The following is a 17,623-nucleotide window of genomic DNA, read 5'->3' as shown; positions in this document are numbered from 1 at the left end:
GGGCGGAGGTTGGCGCGCCCACTAAGCTGGGAGCATGCGAACCCTCGGTGAATTAGTGGAGCGATCCTCGTCCCTGCAGTTGGGACAGGCCGACCTGGATTGGCTGCACCTGCTGATGGCGGACTGGCAGGTGCTGGCTGACCTGGCTGCTTCCGACCTGGTGCTCTGGCTCCCCGACTCCGACGGCGGTTTCGTCGCGGTGGCCCTGTGCCGTTCCGGCACCTCCTCCACCGTTCACCTGGATGACATTGTTGGGCTGCACGCGCCCGCCACCAGGGCCGAGATGCTGGGGGAAGCTTTTACTTCCGGGCGGATCGTCCAGTCGAACGACATCCGGTGGGCCGGGTCGTACTCGCTGTCTGCTTCATACATTCCGATCGCGCATCAGGAGCGGATTATCGCTGTCCTGAGCCGGGAGGGGAACTTCTCTTCGTTTGGGAACTCCTCCAATCATGCCAAGTGGACCACGCAGGCGGCCGACGCGCTCTGCGAGATGATCACCCTGGGCGAATACCCCTACGAGTCCAGCCCTTCGATGGCTTCGCGCGGGGGACCCCGGGTCAACGACGGGGCGATCCTGCTCAGCGCCGATGGGGCGGTGCTGGAGGCCACTCCGAACGCCAACTCGTGCATGCGCCGGCTGGGGGTGGGTCCCCACCTGGAGGGCAAGGTGCTGGCCGAGCACCTGACCTCGGTGATTCGAAACCATCACAATGTGGACGAGACGCTGGCGGTTGTGGCCATGGGGCGGGCCTCCTGGGTGGTTGAGGTGGAGGGCCACGGCGCGACCATCGCCATGCGGGCGCTGCCGCTGACCCGCAGTGGGCGGCGCGTGGGTGCGGTCCTGCTGACCCGCGACATTACCGAAACGGCCCGGCGCGAGCAGGAGCTGATGACCAAGGACGCCACCATCCGGGAGATTCACCACCGGGTGAAGAACAACCTGCAGACGGTTTCCGCGCTGCTGCGGATGCAGTCGCGCCGATCGGACTCACCCGAAGTGAAGCAGGCGCTGTACGAGGCGGGGCGCCGGGTGGAGGCCATTGCCACCATTCACGAGGCGCTGAGCCACAACGTGGACGAGATTGTGCCGTTCGACGACGTGGCCGAGTCGATCCTGCGGATGGCGGCCGGGGTGGCCTCCACCTCTCATCACGTCGACGTGCAGGTCACCGGCAAGTTCGGACTGGTACCCGCCGACGCGGCCGCGGCCCTGGCCACGGTCCTGACCGAGTTGGTGACTAACTCGGTAGAGCACGGTTTCCCGGACCGGGGCGGTGAGATCACGATTTCGGCGGAGCGGTGCGGGGACGACCTCTGCGTCGTGGTGGCCGACAACGGGGTGGGGATGACGGAGGGTTCAGCCCTGGGAGGGTTGGGCACTCAAATCGTCAACATGATGGTCACCGGCGAACTCAAAGGGGACATCAGTTGGGATCCGGGTCCCGATGGGGGCACGGTGGTGACCCTGCGCCTGAACGTCGAACGGGGCTAGGTAGAGACGAAGAAAGCCGGCCCCGAAGGACCGGCTTTCTCACTGCTGTTAGGGATGGGCGAGCCGCAAACTAGGAGTTGCGCCGGGCCCGGGCTGCGCGCCGCTTCAGTGCGCGCCGCTCGTCTTCACTCATGCCGCCCCAAACGCCGGCATCCTGATTGTTCGAGATGGCCCACTGGAGGCACACTTCCTGCACCTCGCAGGTGGCGCAGACACGTTTTGCTTCGGCAGCCTGAGCGATTGCTGGCCCTGTGTTTCCGATCGGGAAAAACAGCTCAGGGTCAACACTTAAACACGCAGCTTTGCTACGCCAGTCCATCGGCAGGCTCCTCGGTTGGCCACGCAGGTTAGTTCGCGGCAGTAGTTGATTGATTGCCTTCAAGTTTGGTTGACGATCATCACTTGGGCAAGGGGATTCCAATGTGAAATGGCTTAAGCAATTGCTCAGAAACGGGATGGACTTAGGTCCCGGGTCAGGGGGTATTGGGGGCCAAGATGGTGACCAAACTCAAGGTTCCATCCACGTTGGTTACGCCGCACCCGGGCGGATACGGGTAGTGGGCGCGCAGCCAGAGGGCGGCGCCGGGACTGCGGTTGGCGAGAGATCGGAGCAGCTCCAGGGGCGGTTCGAGTGCGAGAAACGGAGTTGATCCCAGCGTCAGCACCCCGGTCCACTGCGACAGTTCAGTCACGGTGAAACCGAGTTGGGTGAGCCAGGTACCGGCGCCAGGAGGCAGCTGCCAGGTAGCCAGGGGCCCCGGCCGAGGGGTGGTCGCCACCAGTTGGGGTCCTTCCCGCCAGGAGAACTGGGCCGAGCGGGTGGGCCACGGGCTGTGCAGCGGCGGCGCTGCCGGTGGCTGGGTCCGGTCCCACCGGGTGAAGGTCTGCAGCAGGAACGGGCCGGGGGTTTCGGGGCGAAATCCTTGGCCCAAGGCCACCAGCCGGCCGCCGGTGGGGGAGACCGCCTCACCTCGGCTCAGAGCCACTCCGGTGCCGTCCGGGTCCAGCTGGGGCAGGGTCCGCAGGAGGGCCGGTTCGAGCAGGGCTTCGCGCGTGGGCAGGCGAAACAATCGGTCGGTCAGGGCTCTGCCCGCGGGAGTTCCATCTAGGTCGACGGCGACAATCCGGTGGATTGGGGGACCGGCCCGTTGAACCAGGCTTCGCCACAGGTGGGCAAACTCCAACCCCAACCCGTGCAGGTCGAATTCTTGGGACACGGCCGCCAGGTCGTCCACCACCAGGACGGCCGGCACCCCCCGGTCGAGCGCTAGGAGGACGGAGGAGAGGTCAGCCAGGTTGGACGGGTCGACGGTGCCCTCCGCCCCGGTGCTGACGATGGTCAGCGCGGATCCGGATTCCTGGGCCAGCTGAGCCCCGTAGCGGTGGGCCAACGTCTGTACCTCAGCCTGGGCCGAGCGGGGCGCGGCGATCGCCAGGGCTCCGCCCACCCAGCTGACCCGCACCAGTTCAGGATTCCCTTCCCGTACCCCCAGCTCCATCCGGGGAGTGTCCGGGCCGGAGACCAGCACGGTCGGGAGTGGAACGGGCCAGTTAGTCCGGGGCCCGGGTGGCACCTCCGGCAATGGGAGCGGCCCCAATTGGGCAAACTGCAGTAGTTTCGGTCCGCAGTAGGCCACGCCCGGATTGCGGGGTAGCTCGGCGCCGCGGCCGTCCCCTAGGATTGCGACCGAGTCGGCCACCTCTGCAAATCGCAATCCGATCCGCAGGTCGATCGCGGCCCGCAGATCGGCGCTGATGGCATGTCCGGGTCTTTGCGTGGCCACCAGCAGGTGCAAACCGAGGGACCGGCCCTGGGTGGCCAGGCGGGTGAAGGCACCCAGGAGTTCTGCCTGGTCCTCGGCCAGGGCCTGAAACTCGTCAATTACCACCAGGAACCGCGCTGGGGCCAAGGGGGCCAAGCCCTCCTGGTGGGCCGCCTCCCACTGGCGCAGATCGGCGTATCCGGCCGCCCGCAGTTGAGCTTTGCGCTCCTGCAGGAGCAGCCGGAGCCGTCTGATCACCCAGGCCACCCGATCAACTTCCAGGTCTGAGACCGCCACCTCCACGTGGGGCAGCGTCAGCAGCGGTTGCAGGCCGGCGCCGCCTTTGTAGTCAATCAGAATTAGGCGAAGGGAACTCGGCGGCACGTGAATCGCCAGTGACCAGAGCCAGGTTTGCAGCGCCACAGTTTTGCCGCTGCCGGTGGCCCCGGCCAGGAGGGCGTGAGGACCCTGACCGGGTAGGTCCAGGGTGAAAACCGTTGGTTCAGGGTCCGGACTCAAACCCACCGGGACCGCCCAGTCCCAGGTGAAGTCCCGCCACCGACTCGCGGTGGCCTCAACCGACAGGTCCAACCCCAAGTCGGTGGCCGAAACCGTGCTCGGGAGCGAACTGGGGGCAGTTTCGGCCCGACCCAACTGCTCCAACCACCGGGGACCGACCGGGGCGCAAACCTGGACCAGCCGGGCGGGCGCCTCGGGCAGTTCACCCACGGTTGGGGCCCAACTCAGCCTGATCTGCCCCCTCTCGTCCGACAGCACCAGGGTTCCTGCCTGGTCGCCGTTGGCTTGATAGCCGCTGGTCTGGTCGCATTTGGCCTGGTCGCCCGCTGCCCGGTCCAACCGGAGGCTGCCGCGTTGGACAAGTGCCTGCACCGCCAGCCAGCGCGCCGCCACCCCGGCGTCGGTGCCGATGACCCCAACCGCCTCGCCCGGGGCCAGACCGAGTTTCCCGCGACCCCAGCTTCCAGTCCAGACCGCCACCGGCTCGACCGGCCCATCCCGGGAACGGGCCGACCGGTTAGCCGCCCACACCAGGGCCAAGAACGCCCCATCCAAGCGGTGGCGGCGCCGAAGCTGCCACGCCCACCTGCCGACCAGTCCCAGGCAGAGCGCGCCGCCTACTGCCAGGGCCAACACCGTGGGTGACAGGGGAAGATAACGCCAAATCCACCAGCCGATCAGCAGCAGAGGCAGCCACCGGAGCCACGGACGGACCCCGCCGGCCCGCCTAAGAGTTGGGCTCGGCCAGCTGAGGTTGGTGGGACGCGCCCGAAGCTGCCATTGCCCCGCGCCCAGCTGTACTTTTCGCCCCGGACGAAGCGGCACTTCCCGACCGGAGCTAAGGACCAGCCACCCGACTGCGCGCCGAGTGTTACCACCCAGTCGAACCCGGGCGTGAAGGCGGGAAACGCTTGGATCCGACCAGGTCGGCACCGTCTGGCGTCCCAGGGTGGCCCCGTCAACCAGGGGCAGCACCAGGCCCCGATCGGGCCCGGACACACAGGCCAGATGGTGGGCGGTGGTGAGCGCCCGCGCCGGGCTCAAATCTTCGGTCATTTTGCGAGTCTGTCGAACCGAGCCCGGGTCGGCCAGCAGCCCGATCGGCAGTCGGTGGAAAACTGGGGGCCCGGCGCTTCGTGGATAACTGCCACATCCGGTGCAAATGCGGGCTCTATGGGGACGGGTCTGGTCGCGGTGCTCGGTTGGGGTCCAGCCCTCGAACCTGTCGGTCGGCAATGCGACAATAGGGCCATGAGTGAAACTGTGGTGCCCCCAGAGGCGGCGGCTCGTTGGCGTGACCTGGCCGACCTAATTGAGGAAGCTCGGCATCGGTACTACGACCTGGACCAGCCCACTTTGGCCGATGCTGAGTACGACGCAGCCTTTCGGGAACTGACGGAACTGGAGGCCCAGTACCCGCAGTTGGCCTCACAGGATTCCCCGACCGCCACCGTGGGCGGGGCCGCACAAAGCACGTTCGACCCGGTGGTGCACCGGGAGCAGATGTACTCGCTCGAAGACGTCTTCTCCTTGGACGAGGTGGCCGCCTGGCAGCGGAAAATGGCGGACAATTGGCCCGGGGAGGACCTGGCTTTCACCGCGGAAGTGAAGATCGACGGATTGGCGGTCAGTCTGACCTACCAAAACGGTCGCCTGATCCAGGCTGCCACCCGCGGGGACGGAAAAGTGGGGGAGGATGTCACTGCTAACGTTCGCACCATCTCCTCAGTTCCGGCCCGCCTGCAGGGCAGCGGCTGGCCGGAACTGGTGGAGGTTCGCGGCGAGGTCTTCTTCCTGCTGAAGGACTTCGAATCGGTCAACGACCAGCGGTTGGCTCAGGATGAGCGCCCGTTCGTGAACCCTCGGAATGCGGCTGCCGGCTCGCTGCGGCAGAAGGATCCGGCGGTGACCGCCTCGCGGCCGCTGTCGATGTTTGCCCACGGAATCGGCTATGTGGAGCCGGGCCCGGGTTTCGTTGCGCCCACCACCCAGGAGGGTTGGTATCAGCAGCTTCGCAATTGGGGCCTGCCGACCTCTCCCTACACCCAGGTCGTGCACACGGTTGACCAGACCCGGGCGCTGATTGAGCGGGTTGGCAGTGAGCGGGCCCAGATTGAACATGAGATCGACGGGATCGTCCTCAAGCTAAACGACCTGGATCAGCAGCGGGAGCTGGGTTTCACCTCGCGCACCCCGCGGTGGGCGGTGGCCTACAAGTACCCGCCGCAGGAAGTGTTCACCCGACTGTTAGACATTCAGGTGCAGGTCGGCCGGACCGGGCGGGTCACGCCGTTTGCCATCTTCGAGAAGGTCCTGGTGGCCGGCTCTCACCTGCAGCACGCCACTTTGCACAATGAAGAGATGGTCCGGCGCAAAGGCATCCTGATTGGGGACAAGGTGATCGTCCGGAAGGCGGGCGACGTGATCCCCGAGGTGGTGGGACCGGTGCTGGAGGATCGGGACGGGACCGAACGCCCCTTTGTGATGCCGACCCGGTGTCCCTCCTGCGGGACGGAGCTGGCACCGGCGAAAGAGGGGGACATCGACCTGCGCTGTCCGAACGCGGGTGGCTGTCCCGCCCAGATTACCGAACGCTTGGCGCACCTCGGATCGCGCGGAGCACTAGACGTGGAAGGACTTGGGGACGAGGCGGCGTTGGCCCTGACCCAACCGGAAGCCGGCCGGGACGAGGTGATCGCCGCCCTGGCCACCGGCGCCACCCTGACCCTGGAGGACGGGACGGTGCTGTCGCTGGCCCAGCCGGAACTAATTCCTCACGGGGAACGGTTTGACCGGGCCGCCCAGCTCCTTCCCCCGCCAACCGGGCCGGTGCTCACTTCCGAGAAAGACGTGTTTGACCTGCGGGTGGAGGACCTGGCTGACGTCCTGGTTTGGCGACCGGTAAACGTGAAGGGTGTGCCCACCGGTGACTGGCGCCAGGTACGCTACTTCTGGTCCCAACCCTGGCGCAAACAGGGGAAAAAGTTCGTTCCGGTGCAGTCGGTTCCGCGCAAAAACACCGTGACGATGCTGGAGCAGCTGGAAGCCGCCAAGACGAAGGAACTGTGGCGCCTACTGGTGGCCCTTTCGATTCGTCACGTCGGCCCGACCGCAGCCCAAGCCCTGGCCCAGCATCTGCCCAGTCTGGACCGGATCGAGGCGGCCACACGGGAGGAACTGGCCCAGGTGGAGGGGGTTGGTCAGGTGATCGCCGAGTCGCTGGAAGGTTGGTTTGCTGTCGACTGGCACCGAGAGATCATCGACGCCTGGCGTGCCTCCGGGGTCAGGTTCGCCGACCAGCAGGTAGAGGAACTTCCCCAGGTGCTGGCGGGCCTAACGGTGGTTGTCTCCGGCGCCATGCCCGGGTTTGACCGGGAGGAAGCGAAAGAGGCGATTGTGGCTCGCGGGGGGAAGGCCGCGTCGTCCGTCTCCAAACGGACCGCCGTGGTGGTGGCCGGACCCGGGGCCGGATCAAAGGTGGCTAAGGCCGAAGCCCTCGGAGTCCCGGTCCTGACTGAGGAGCACTTCGCAGACCTGCTGGCCCGGGGCCAGGTGGCCATCGAAGAGGCGCGCGCCAACCAGTCCTAAACCACCGGGTTGAAGGGACCCAGCAGCACCTCGGTGAACTTGGTCAACCAGGAGCGCTGCTCCCATTCGGCCAGCGTCAGCTGCCGGGCGGTGGTCAGGTCGTTGTTGAAAGCTTCCTCCATCCGCTGGGCGAACTCGGGGGAGACGATCTGCATGTTCACTTCCGCGTTGCCCATCATGGACAGGCGGTCGATGTTGGCCGTCCCCACCGTGGCCCAAATGCCGTCCACCGTCATGGTCTTCGAGTGAATCATGGCGTGCTGATAGAGCCAGATCTCCACCCCGCCTCGCAGCAGCGGGCCCAGGTAGGGGCGGGAAACCCAGTCGGCCAGAATGTGGTTCGAATACTCGGGAATCAGGATCCGCACCTGGACGCCGCGGTGCACGGCCGCCAGCAGACCTGCGGTGAACTCCCGGTCAGGAATGAAGTAGGGCGTGGTCAGGTAGATGTGGTCCTGAGCTCGATCGAAGGCCTCCAGGTAGAGCCCGCGGATCGGGAACAGCAGCCGCGAAGGCAGGTTGAAGGCGGTGGTGATCTCGGCCATCCACGGGGACGCGTAGCGGTCCTCCAGTTCCGGCTCGTGGCGCCGGCGCAGGAAGTTCCAGAAGGTGACAAAGCCGTCGGACAGTTCGGTGACCGAGGGGCCAATCACCCGCAGGTGGGTGTCGCGCCACTCGGTGCCAAAATCGTCGCCAATGTTGAAACCGCCGATGAAGCCCACCTGATCGTCCACCACCAGGAGCTTGCGGTGGGTCCGTCCCGTCCGTCGGGCGTTCAGCGTCAGCAGGCCAAACCTGATTTCGGGAAGCTTGTGCACGTGCAGGGTGGGGATCCGGGGGAACATCTTGAACCGCGGGCTCTGCAGGAAAGACCCGAACCCGTCGTAAATGACGTAGACCTCGACCCCGCGCTCGGCCGCCTCAATCAGGGCGGTCTTGAACTCTTGCCCCGACAGGTCGGCCCGCCAGACGTACGTCTCGAAGAAAATCAGTTCCTTGGCCCCGCGAATGGCGGTCAGCATGTCGTGGTACAGCGACTGCCCCTCGGTGTAAGTCCGGACCACATCCTCACTCACGGCGGTGTCCGAGGGGTGCAGGGCTGGAAATCCGGTGACGCCACCGGGGACCCGGGCTTTGCGGAGCCGGTCCAGCATGTGCACTGCGGTCACTGCTACCAACTGCAGCGAAAAGGTGGTCAGCAGGACGCCTTTGATGAACTTGCGCAGCTTGGGGCGCTGGCGGCGACGACGCTTGGGTTCCATGACCACAGTTTAGGGTCAAAGCCCCAGCTTCGCCCGCAGATACTCAGGCCAGGTTCTCCCTGGTCAGGTGGGTGGTTGGGGCGGTGACGAACACGATTCCGTGGCCGCGCGGTGGGGGACTAGAATAACGGTCATGTCAAAATTCTCCGCTGATGAAGTCGCGCGCGTGGCCCAGTTGGCCCGCATTGCCCTAACGGAGGAAGAAATCGAGCGTCTAGCCGGTGAGCTAGATGTGATCACTTCCGCCATCGACAAAGTGTCCGAAGTGGCCACGGATGACCTCCCTGCCACCTCGCACCCGCTGCCCCTGACCAACGTGATGCGCGCCGATGTGCGCGGTCCGGTGCTGAACCGGGACGAGGTGCTGGCGGCCGCCCCCGCCTCGGAAGCCGGCCAGTTCATGGTCCCGCAGATGTTGGAGGAAGACTGATGAACCCGCTGCTGAAAGAATCTGCCCTCGAGTTGGCCGCCAAGCTGCGGGCCGGCACCATCACCTCGGTTGAGCTGACCCAGGCCTGCCTGGATCGAATTGGCGAGCTGAACGGTTACCTGAACGCTTTCATCACCGTGGACGAGGCGGGCGCGCTGGCACAGGCGGCGGAAGTGGATCGACGCCGGGCTGCCGGCGAAGAGCTGCACCCGCTGGCGGGCGTGCCGATTGCCGTCAAGGACAACATTGTCACCCACGGGCTGGAGACCACCTGCTCGTCCCGGATCCTGGCCGGGTGGATCCCGCCCTACGACGCCACCGTTGTCACCAAGCTGCGTGCGGCGGGCCTGCCGATCCTGGGCAAGACGAACCTGGACGAGTTCGCCATGGGTTCTTCCACCGAGCACTCGGCTTTTGGGGTGACCCGCAATCCTTGGGATCCCGAGCGGATCCCCGGTGGCTCTGGTGGCGGCTCGGCCGCTGCGGTGGCCGCCTATCTGGCCCCGTTGGCGCTGGGTTCGGACACGGGCGGCTCGATTCGCCAACCGGGCGCCTTCACCGGCACCGTCGGGGTCAAGCCCACCTACGGTGGGGTGTCCCGCTACGGCCTGGTGGCGATGGCGTCCTCGCTGGACCAGATCGGTCCCGTTGCCCGGAATGTGGCCGATGCGGCCGCCCTCCAGGAGCTGATCGGCGGACACGACCACCTGGATTCCACCTCGCTGCCCGAGCCGGTTCCGGCGGTAGCGGCCGCGGCCGAGCAGGCCCGGGCGAACCGGGATGCCTCCGGCCTGCGGATCGGAATTGTCAAGGAACTCTCCGGCGAAGGCTACGACGCCCCGGTGCTGGCCGCGTTCGAGCGGACCGTGGACCAGCTCCGCGCCGCCGGAGCGGAGATCATCGAGGTCTCCTGCCCCTCGTTCGACTACGCCATGGCCGCCTACTACCTGATCATGCCCGCGGAAGCGTCCTCGAACCTGGCTCGCTTCGACGGGATGCGCTACGGCCTGCGGGTTGAGCCCACCGACGGCCCGGTCACCGCGGAATCGGTAATGGCCGCAACCCGCGAAGCCGGGTTTGGCGACGAGGTGAAGCGCCGGATCATCCTGGGAACCCACGTGCTTTCAGCGGGCTACTACGACTCGTACTACGGGGCGGCCCAGAAGGTTCGGACCCTGATTCAGCGCGACTTTGACCGGGTGTTCGCCGAGTGTGACGTCCTGGTTTCCCCCTCGACCCCGACCCCCGCCTTCCACATTGGGGAGCGGATCGACAACCCGCTGGCCATGTACCTGAACGATGCCGCTACCGTGCCGGCCAACATGGCCGGGGTGCCGGCCCTGTCCGTCCCGAACGGCCGGACGGAAGAGGGCCTGCCGGTTGGCTTCCAGGTGGTTGCCCCCGCCAAGGAGGATGCCCTGATGTACCGGGTGGCTCAGCTGGTTGAGGACCTGTCTGAGGATATTTCCGCTCACTGCCCAGCGGCCGACTGGAGCGCCAACGTAGGCGAAGGAGAGTAACCAATGACTGAAGTAATGGCCTATGAGGATGCGGTTCGGCGCTTCGACCCGGTAATGGGGATCGAGGTGCACGTCGAGCTGGGCACCGAGACCAAGATGTTTGACTGCGCTCCCAATGCTTTTGGTGGGGACCCGAACACCTTCATCACCCCGGTCTCTATTGGGCTGCCCGGGGCGCTGCCGGTGACCAACGCCAAGGCGGTTGAGTACGCGATCCGGATCGGGTTGGCACTCAACTGTGAAATCGCGGAGTACTGCCGGTTTGCCCGGAAGAACTACTTCTACCCGGACCTGCCGAAGGCCTACCAGATCTCCCAGTCGGACGAGCCGATTGCAGCTAACGGCTGGGTCGATGTGGAACTGTCCGACGGCGAAATCTTCCGCGTCCAAATTGAGCGGGCCCACATGGAGGAAGACGCGGGCAAGAACACGCACATCGGCGGCGCCGACGGTCGGATCCACGGAGCCGAATACTCGCTGGTGGACTTCAACCGCTCCAGCGTGCCGCTGGTGGAGATCGTCTCCCGTCCCATTGAGGGTGCGGGTGAGCGCGCCGCCGAGGTGGCCGCCGCCTACGTGCAGACCCTGCGCGACATTTTCCGCGCCATCGACGTGTCCGAGGCCCGAATGGAACGCGGCAACGTGCGCGCCGACATCAACGTGTCCCTGCGTCCCACGGCCGACTCGCCGCTGGGAACGCGGACGGAAACGAAGAACGTGAACTCGTTCCGCTCCATCGAGCGGGCGGTTCGGTTCGAGGTGGGGCGCCAGGCGGCCATCTTGGCAGACGGCGGGTCGATTCTGCAGGAAACCCGCCACTTCCACGAGGAGGACGGGACCACCTCTCCCGGACGCGAAAAGTCCGATGCGGACGACTACCGCTACTTCCCGGAGCCGGATCTGGTGCCGCTGCAACCCGCCCGCGAATGGGTGGAGGAGATTCGGGCTTCGCTCCCGGAGCTCCCCCTCGCCAAACGCCAGCGGCTGAATGCCGAATGGGGCTTTAGCGCCCTGGAAATGCGCGACGTCATCTCGGCGGGAGCGCTTGATCTGATCGAGGCCACCACCCTGGCGGGGGCGAGCCCGGCCGCAGCCCGCAAGTGGTGGATGGGGGAGCTGTCCCGCCTCGCCAACGATCAGGAGCAGGCCCTGGCCGACCTGTCGGTCACCCCCGCTCAGGTCGCTGAGCTGCAGGGTCTGATCGATGAGGGCAAGCTGAACGACAAGCTGGCTCGGCAGGTACTTCAGGGCGTGCTGGCCGGGGAAGGCGGTCCGACCGAGGTGGCCGAGGCGCGCGGTCTGGCCATCGTTTCGGACGACGGGGCGCTGAATGCGGCCATTGAGCAGGTTCTGGCAGAGAACCCCGACGTGGTTGAGAAGATTCGCGGCGGGAAGCTGCAGGCGATCGGGGCCCTGGTGGGCGGAGTCATGAAGCTGACGCGCGGGCAGGCCGACGCCGGGCGTGTGCGCGAGTTGATTGCCCAAACCCTGGGCGTGTAATCCCAGGTCAGAGGGGGGTCAGCCGGAACTTTAGTCTCGGCTGGCCCCTTTTTGCTGCCGGTATGATCAAAGGTGATCACACCGCTCGCTCAACATGCCACGCTCCAGGGAGGAACCTGCCATGGCTTATTCACCGTCCTACACCGCTTCGTATCGCCTGCTGGTGGACCAGTCCAAGATTCGGGTTTCGGACATTGTGGACCGGGTTTCGCGCACGGGGGCGTTCGTCAAGGGTTTGGACGTGGCCGAGTCGGAGGGCAGTCAGATCAGCATTGACCTGACTGCGGACCTGCGCGACTCAGACCATCGCCGCTCCCTCACCCACGCGCTCAAGTCCCTTGACGGGCTGACGGTTTCCTCGGTGGCTGACCAGACGTTCCTGGATCACGTGGGCGGCAAGCTGGAGGTGGTGCCCAAGGCGCCGCTGCGCAACCGCGACGACCTGTCGCGAATCTACACCCCGGGAGTCGCCCGGGTCTGCACCGCCATTCACGATAATCCCTCAAAGGCCCACTTCCTGACCATGAAGGCCAACACGGTGGCGGTGGTGACCGATGGAACCGCGGTGCTTGGCCTGGGCGATATTGGGCCCGAGGCGGCCCTCCCGGTGATGGAGGGGAAGGCGGCTCTGTTCAAGCACTTCGGCGGGGTGGATGCCTGGCCGGTCGCCCTGGACACGAAGGACACCGAGGAGATCATCGCGATCGTCAAGGCGATTGCCCCGGCCTACGGCGGGATCAACCTGGAAGATATTTCCGCCCCCCGGTGCTTCGAAATCGAGCGACGCCTGCGCGAAGAGTTGGACATCCCGGTGTTCCACGACGACCAGCACGGAACTGCCATCGTGGTGTTGGCGGCCCTGATCAACGCGCTGAAAGTGGTTGGCAAACGGATCGAGGACGTCCGGATCGTCGTCTCCGGTGTGGGGGCGGCCGGCAACGCCATCATCAAGCTGCTGCTGGCGCAGGGGGCGAAAGATATCGTTGGCTACGGCCGCAGCGGCGCCCTGGCCGGGGACGAGGTGGAGGGGATGGATCCGGATCGGCGCTGGTTGGCCGAGCACACCAATCCCCGCCTCGTTCACGGCACCCTGCAGGAGGGGCTGGCGGGGGCCGACGTGTTTGTTGGCGTGTCCCGCGGAGGCATCCTGTCGGGCGAGGACATTTCAACCATGGCCGAGGGGGCAATCGTCTTTGCCCTGGCTAACCCGACCCCGGAAGTGGAGCCGGTCGAGGCGGCGAAGCACGCGGCAGTGGTGGCCACCGGCCGCTCCGACTTCCCGAACCAGATCAACAACGTGCTGGCCTTCCCGGGCCTGTTCCGCGGGCTGCTGGACGCACGCGTCCAGGAGATCACCACCGAGGTCCTGCGGGTGAGCGCGGAGGCCATAGCCGAAGTCATCACGCCGGAGGAACTCAGCGCCAACTACATTATTCCCGGGGTCTTTGACGACCGGGTGGCCCGGAACGTGGCGAAAGCGGTGAAGCGCTCGGTGGCGAACCTGGACGCCATCGAAGTGGTGCCGCAGGAAGACCTGGGGGAACCGTTGACTCGCTGATCCGGGTCACCGTCCGAGCAGCCCGGCCGTACAATGGAAAATTGTGAACAGTTCTGCTTCCCCTGCCGGCCGGTTGTTGGCCGGCCCCTCCTCGCTGGGCGCCGCCGCCAGTCACGCTTCCATCCGCGAATCTAACCTAGCGTTGGTGACCGCGGAGCTATTCCACAGCGGTGGGGGGTTGAGCCGGGCAGATTTGGCCCAGCGGACCGGGTTGACCAAGGCCACCGTCTCTCGCCTGGTGCGAGACCTGATCGAACAGGGGATTGTGGCCGAGGCGGTGCCGGAGGAAGCCGGGACGATTGGGCGACCGGGCACCCCGCTTTACCCTGCCGCCAACACCCTGGTGGGGGTGGGGCTGGAGGCCAATGCCGACCGGCTCCTCGGCTCGGCCGTGGACCTGAGCGGCAAGGTCGTGGCCAGTTTCCAAGTGTCCATGGACCTGGTTGATTCCTCGTCGGCCGAGACCTTGGGGCTGCTGGCCGAGCACACGGCCGCCCTGTTCGCGCAGTTGGACGAGGTGGGGATTCGCCGACTGGTCGGCGTCAACCTGGGCGTGCCCGGGATTGTGGACCAGGCGACGCAGCGGGTGGTCTACGCGCCAAACCTCGGGTGGGAGGACGTCTACCCGGGTCGGTATTTGGCCGACCTGCTCGGCGACCTGGCCTTCACCGTCGACAATGACGCCAACCTGCAGGCGATCGCGATGGCCGGGGTCAGTCTGGCGGGCCAGGAACCGGTACCGGCCTCGTTCCTCTACCTGACCGGCGACGTCGGGATCGGTGGGGCCCTGATGCGCGACGGTGAAGTCGAACGTGGACCTCACGGGTGGGCCGGGGAAATTGGGCACACTTCCATTGAGCCGGACGGGCCGCCCTGCCACTGTGGATCCCGCGGCTGCCTAGAACGCTACGCGGGGAGAAAAGCTATTTTGCAGGCGGCCGGCTTCCCCCAGGATGCCAGTACCGAAGACGTGCTGTCGGCCCTCGAACGGGGCGAGCCGAAGGTGCGGGCGGCCATCGACCGGGCGGCGTGGGCCCTGGGAATCGGCCTGGCCAACGCGATCAACCTGCTGGACATCGATACCGTCATCCTGGGAACCTATTTGGCGCCGCTGACCGGATGGGTGATTCCGGGCCTCACCGAGCAGTTGGATCGGCGGATCATCGGTCGGACCGCGGCTGACATCACCCTGCTACCCGCGCCGATTCAGGACCACCCGACCGCGATTGGCGGCGCCCTCCAGGCGCTGCGGGCAGCGCTGGGGGAGCCGGGTTCGATCCTGGCCGACTGAGGCGAGCACCACCTCGAACAAAGCAGACGAAAAAGGTTGACAGCCCGCCCATCGCCGTATTAGTTTTGTTCTGTAACAATTTACTCGAGGATGAGAAAGTGGAGGTCCCCATGGTCCGCCGACCTGAACCCAGCGATAAATTCACCTTTGGCCTCTGGACCGTCGGCTGGAACGCCGTCGACCCGTTTGGCGTGGGCACCCGCCCCATGCTTGAGCCCTGGGAATACACCAAGAAGTTGGCCGAACTCGGTGCCTACGGCATCACGTTCCACGACAACGACGTGTTCCCCTTTGACGCCACCGACGCCGAACGCGAAGAGCGGGTGGCCAAAGTCAAGCAGGCCGCTGACGAGTCCGGCCTCGTCATCCCCATGGTTACGACCAACACCTTCACCCACCCGGTTTTCAAAGACGGTGGGCTGACCAACAACGACCGGTCGATTCGCCGGTTCGGGCTGCGCAAGATTCTGCGCAACGTCGATCTGGCCGCGCAGATGGGCGCGCACACCTTCGTCATGTGGGGTGGGCGTGAAGGAGCCGACTACGACTCGTCGAAGAACCTGAATGCCGTCTTCGAGCGGTACAAGGAAGGCTTGGACACGGTGGCCGGCTACATCAAAGAGCAGGGATACTCCCTCCGGATCGGGCTGGAACCGAAGCCGAACGAGCCTCGCGGCGACATCTTCCTGCCCACGGTCGGTCACGCGCTGGCCCTGATTGCGGAACTGGACAATGGCGACATTGTCGGCCTGAACCCCGAGGTCGGTCACGAGCAGATGGCCAACCTGAACTTCACTCACGGGATTGCTCAGGCGCTGAACGCGGGCAAGCTGTTCCACATTGACCTGAACGGTCAGAGCGGAATCAAGTACGACCAGGATAAGGTGTTCGGTCACGGGGATCTGTCCTCGGCGTTCTTTACCGTCGACCTGCTGGAGAACGGCTTCCCGGGTCAGCCCGATGCACCCCTCTATGAGGGGCCGCGTCACTTCGACTACAAGCCGGCTCGGACCGAAGGCATGGACGGGGTCTGGGAGACCGCGGCGGCCAACATGGAAATGTACCTGATGCTGAAAGAGAAGGCCGAGGCGTTCCGGGCCGACCCGCGCACGCAGGAGCTGATGGAGCAGGCGGGCGTGGCCGAACTGGCCCAGCCCACCCTGGCCGAGGGCGAAACCGTCGCCGACCTGCTGGCCGATGCCGACTCGTTCGAGAACTTCGATGCCGACGCCGCCGGAGCCCGCGAGTACCACTACGTGGAGCTCTACCAGCAGGCCATGCGTCACCTGATCGGCTAGTTCGCCGGCCGCCGACCTCAGAGGAGAACACCAATGACCACCCGCAAATACGTGGCCGGAGTGGATACGTCCACCCAGTCGTGCAAGATTGTCATTGTCGATCCGGTCGATGGGAGAGTGGTTCGAGAAGGTCGAGCCGCTCACCCCGACGGGACCGAAGTGGACCCCGCCGCCTGGTGGGAGGCATTCCTGCGGGCGGTAGCTGAGGCCGGCGGCCTGGACGACGTGGCGGCGCTGTCCGTCTCGGGCCAACAGCACGGGATGGTCTGCCTGGACCGGGACGGTCAGGTAATTCGGCCCGCCCTGCTGTGGAACGACACCCGTTCAGCCCAGGCGGCCAGCGACCTGGTTGACGAGTTGGGGGCTGAGCGCTGGGCCGAGCTGACCGGCTCGGTTCCAGTCGCCTCCCTCACCGTCACCAAATTGCGGTGGTTGGCCGATCACGAGCCGGAACACGCGAAACGGATCGCCGCCATCTGCCTGCCACACGATTGGCTGACCTGGCAGATCGCCGGCGCGCCGGGGTTGGACCGGCTGGTCACCGACCGTTCTGACGCCTCGGGAACGGGGTATATGAGTCGGTCCCAGGCGGCCTACCTGCCGGAGCTTTTGGCTCTGGCCTTGCGGCGCGACGATGTTAGCGACATTGTCCTGCCGCGGATCCTTGGGCCGTGGGAGGCCGCCGGAACGGGCGACCCGGCCCGCGGCTGGGAAGAAATTGTCCTTGGCCCCGGCACCGGCGACAATGCCGGAGCTGCGCTCGGGGTGGGGCTCGAGCCCGGGCAGGCACTGCTGTCCCTGGGGACGTCCGGCGTGGCAGCCGTGGTCAGTGAGAACTCGGTGGTGGATCGCTCCGGCCTGGTCACCGGCTTTTCCGATGCGACCGGTCGCTGGCTGCCCCTGGCCTGCACGCTGAATGCCTCGCGCATCATCGACGCGATCGCTCGCATTCTGGGGGTCGACTACGCCGAGTTTGACCGGCTGGCCCTGTCGGTGCCCGACGCGGGCGGGCTGGTGCTGGAACCCTACTTTGAGGGCGAGCGCACCCCGAACCTGCCCGACGCCACTGCCACCCTGTCCGGGATGACCCTGGCGAACTCAGATCCGGCCCACCTGGCGCGGGCTGGGATTGAGGGGCTGCTCAACCTGATGCGGTTCGCGCTCGACGCGGTCCGGCAGTTGGGGGTGCCGATCGACACGGTGTACCTGGTGGGCGGCGGGGCCAAATCGAAGGCGGTGCGGGAACTGGCCGGAGAGTTCCTGGGAGCCAAAGTGCAGGCGCTGCCAGACGGCGAGTACGTGGCCCTTGGGGCCGCCCGCCAAGCACAGCAGGTGTTGGCTCAGAACTGACCCGCACGCCCGGCGGGACTGGGCGCTGGAGCCGGGTGAGCCAGGTTTG

General features: G+C 66.1%; 12 protein-coding genes. 9 read left to right on the top strand and 3 right to left on the bottom strand.

The features are described 5' to 3' along the window. The first annotated feature begins 34 nt into the window (after positions 1–34). Positions 35–1,495, top strand: a complete 1,461-nt coding sequence (locus SAC06_RS07820; RefSeq protein WP_350257740.1) for a sensor histidine kinase — start codon at positions 35–37, stop codon at positions 1,493–1,495. Positions 1,496–1,565: 70 nt separating this feature from the next. On the opposite strand, the gene SAC06_RS07815 is transcribed toward SAC06_RS07820, so the two are convergent. After that, positions 1,566–1,814 (bottom strand): WhiB family transcriptional regulator, encoded by a 249-nt coding sequence (locus SAC06_RS07815; RefSeq protein WP_350257739.1) that lies wholly within the window; start codon positions 1,812–1,814, stop codon positions 1,566–1,568. 154 nt (positions 1,815–1,968) lie between these two features. Continuing rightward, on the bottom strand, positions 1,969–4,833 hold the full coding sequence (locus SAC06_RS07810) for an FtsK/SpoIIIE domain-containing protein (RefSeq protein WP_350257738.1): 2,865 nt from the start codon (positions 4,831–4,833) through the stop codon (positions 1,969–1,971). A 195-nt stretch (positions 4,834–5,028) separates the two neighbouring features. Between SAC06_RS07810 and ligA the strand changes: the two genes are divergently transcribed. Continuing rightward, positions 5,029–7,365: an NAD-dependent DNA ligase LigA gene (ligA, locus tag SAC06_RS07805; RefSeq protein ID WP_350257737.1), complete on the top strand. Its 2,337-nt coding sequence runs from the start codon at positions 5,029–5,031 to the stop codon at positions 7,363–7,365. On the opposite strand, the gene SAC06_RS07800 is transcribed toward ligA, so the two are convergent. Continuing rightward, positions 7,362–8,627 carry a phospholipase D-like domain-containing protein gene (locus tag SAC06_RS07800; RefSeq protein WP_412766216.1) on the bottom strand — a complete coding sequence of 422 codons (1,266 nt, stop codon included), beginning with the start codon at positions 8,625–8,627 and terminating at the stop codon, positions 7,362–7,364. The genes ligA and SAC06_RS07800 overlap by 4 nt on opposite strands. 133 nt (positions 8,628–8,760) lie before the next feature. Here SAC06_RS07800 and gatC point away from each other — a divergent pair, with 133 nt between their 5' ends. The 7 genes from gatC (at position 8,761) to xylB (ending at position 17,574) form a co-directional block, all read left to right on the top strand. Next, positions 8,761–9,057 (top strand): Asp-tRNA(Asn)/Glu-tRNA(Gln) amidotransferase subunit GatC, encoded by a 297-nt coding sequence (gene gatC / locus SAC06_RS07795; protein WP_350257736.1) that lies wholly within the window; start codon positions 8,761–8,763, stop codon positions 9,055–9,057. After that, positions 9,057–10,577 (top strand): Asp-tRNA(Asn)/Glu-tRNA(Gln) amidotransferase subunit GatA, encoded by a 1,521-nt coding sequence (gene gatA, locus SAC06_RS07790; protein ID WP_350257735.1) that lies wholly within the window; start codon positions 9,057–9,059, stop codon positions 10,575–10,577. Before gatC ends, gatA begins: the two co-directional genes overlap by 1 nt. Positions 10,578–10,580: 3 nt before the next feature. Further along, complete coding sequence (gene gatB, locus SAC06_RS07785) at positions 10,581–12,077, top strand: Asp-tRNA(Asn)/Glu-tRNA(Gln) amidotransferase subunit GatB (RefSeq protein ID WP_350257734.1); 1,497 nt, start codon at positions 10,581–10,583, stop codon at positions 12,075–12,077. Positions 12,078–12,198: 121 nt separating this feature from the next. Beyond that, the gene (locus SAC06_RS07780) at positions 12,199–13,635 is read left to right on the top strand and encodes an NADP-dependent malic enzyme (RefSeq protein WP_350257733.1); all 1,437 of its coding nucleotides are present in this window, start codon (positions 12,199–12,201) and stop codon (positions 13,633–13,635) included. Between the two features lie 43 nt (positions 13,636–13,678). Further along, positions 13,679–14,926, top strand: coding sequence for an ROK family transcriptional regulator (locus tag SAC06_RS07775; protein WP_350257732.1), 1,248 nt, complete (start codon positions 13,679–13,681; stop codon positions 14,924–14,926). Between the two features lie 110 nt (positions 14,927–15,036). After that, positions 15,037–16,224, top strand: coding sequence for a xylose isomerase (gene xylA / locus SAC06_RS07770; protein ID WP_350259176.1), 1,188 nt, complete (start codon positions 15,037–15,039; stop codon positions 16,222–16,224). Positions 16,225–16,257: 33 nt separating this feature from the next. After that, a complete protein-coding gene (xylB, locus tag SAC06_RS07765; protein WP_350257731.1) occupies positions 16,258–17,574 on the top strand; it encodes a xylulokinase in 1,317 nt (438 codons plus the stop codon). Positions 17,575–17,623 lie beyond the last annotated feature (49 nt).

Source organism: Scrofimicrobium sp. R131 (assembly GCF_040256745.1).
Classification (GTDB): Bacteria; Actinomycetota; Actinomycetes; order Actinomycetales; family Actinomycetaceae; genus Scrofimicrobium; species Scrofimicrobium appendicitidis.
This window is presented reverse-complemented; position numbering and strand designations above follow the sequence as displayed.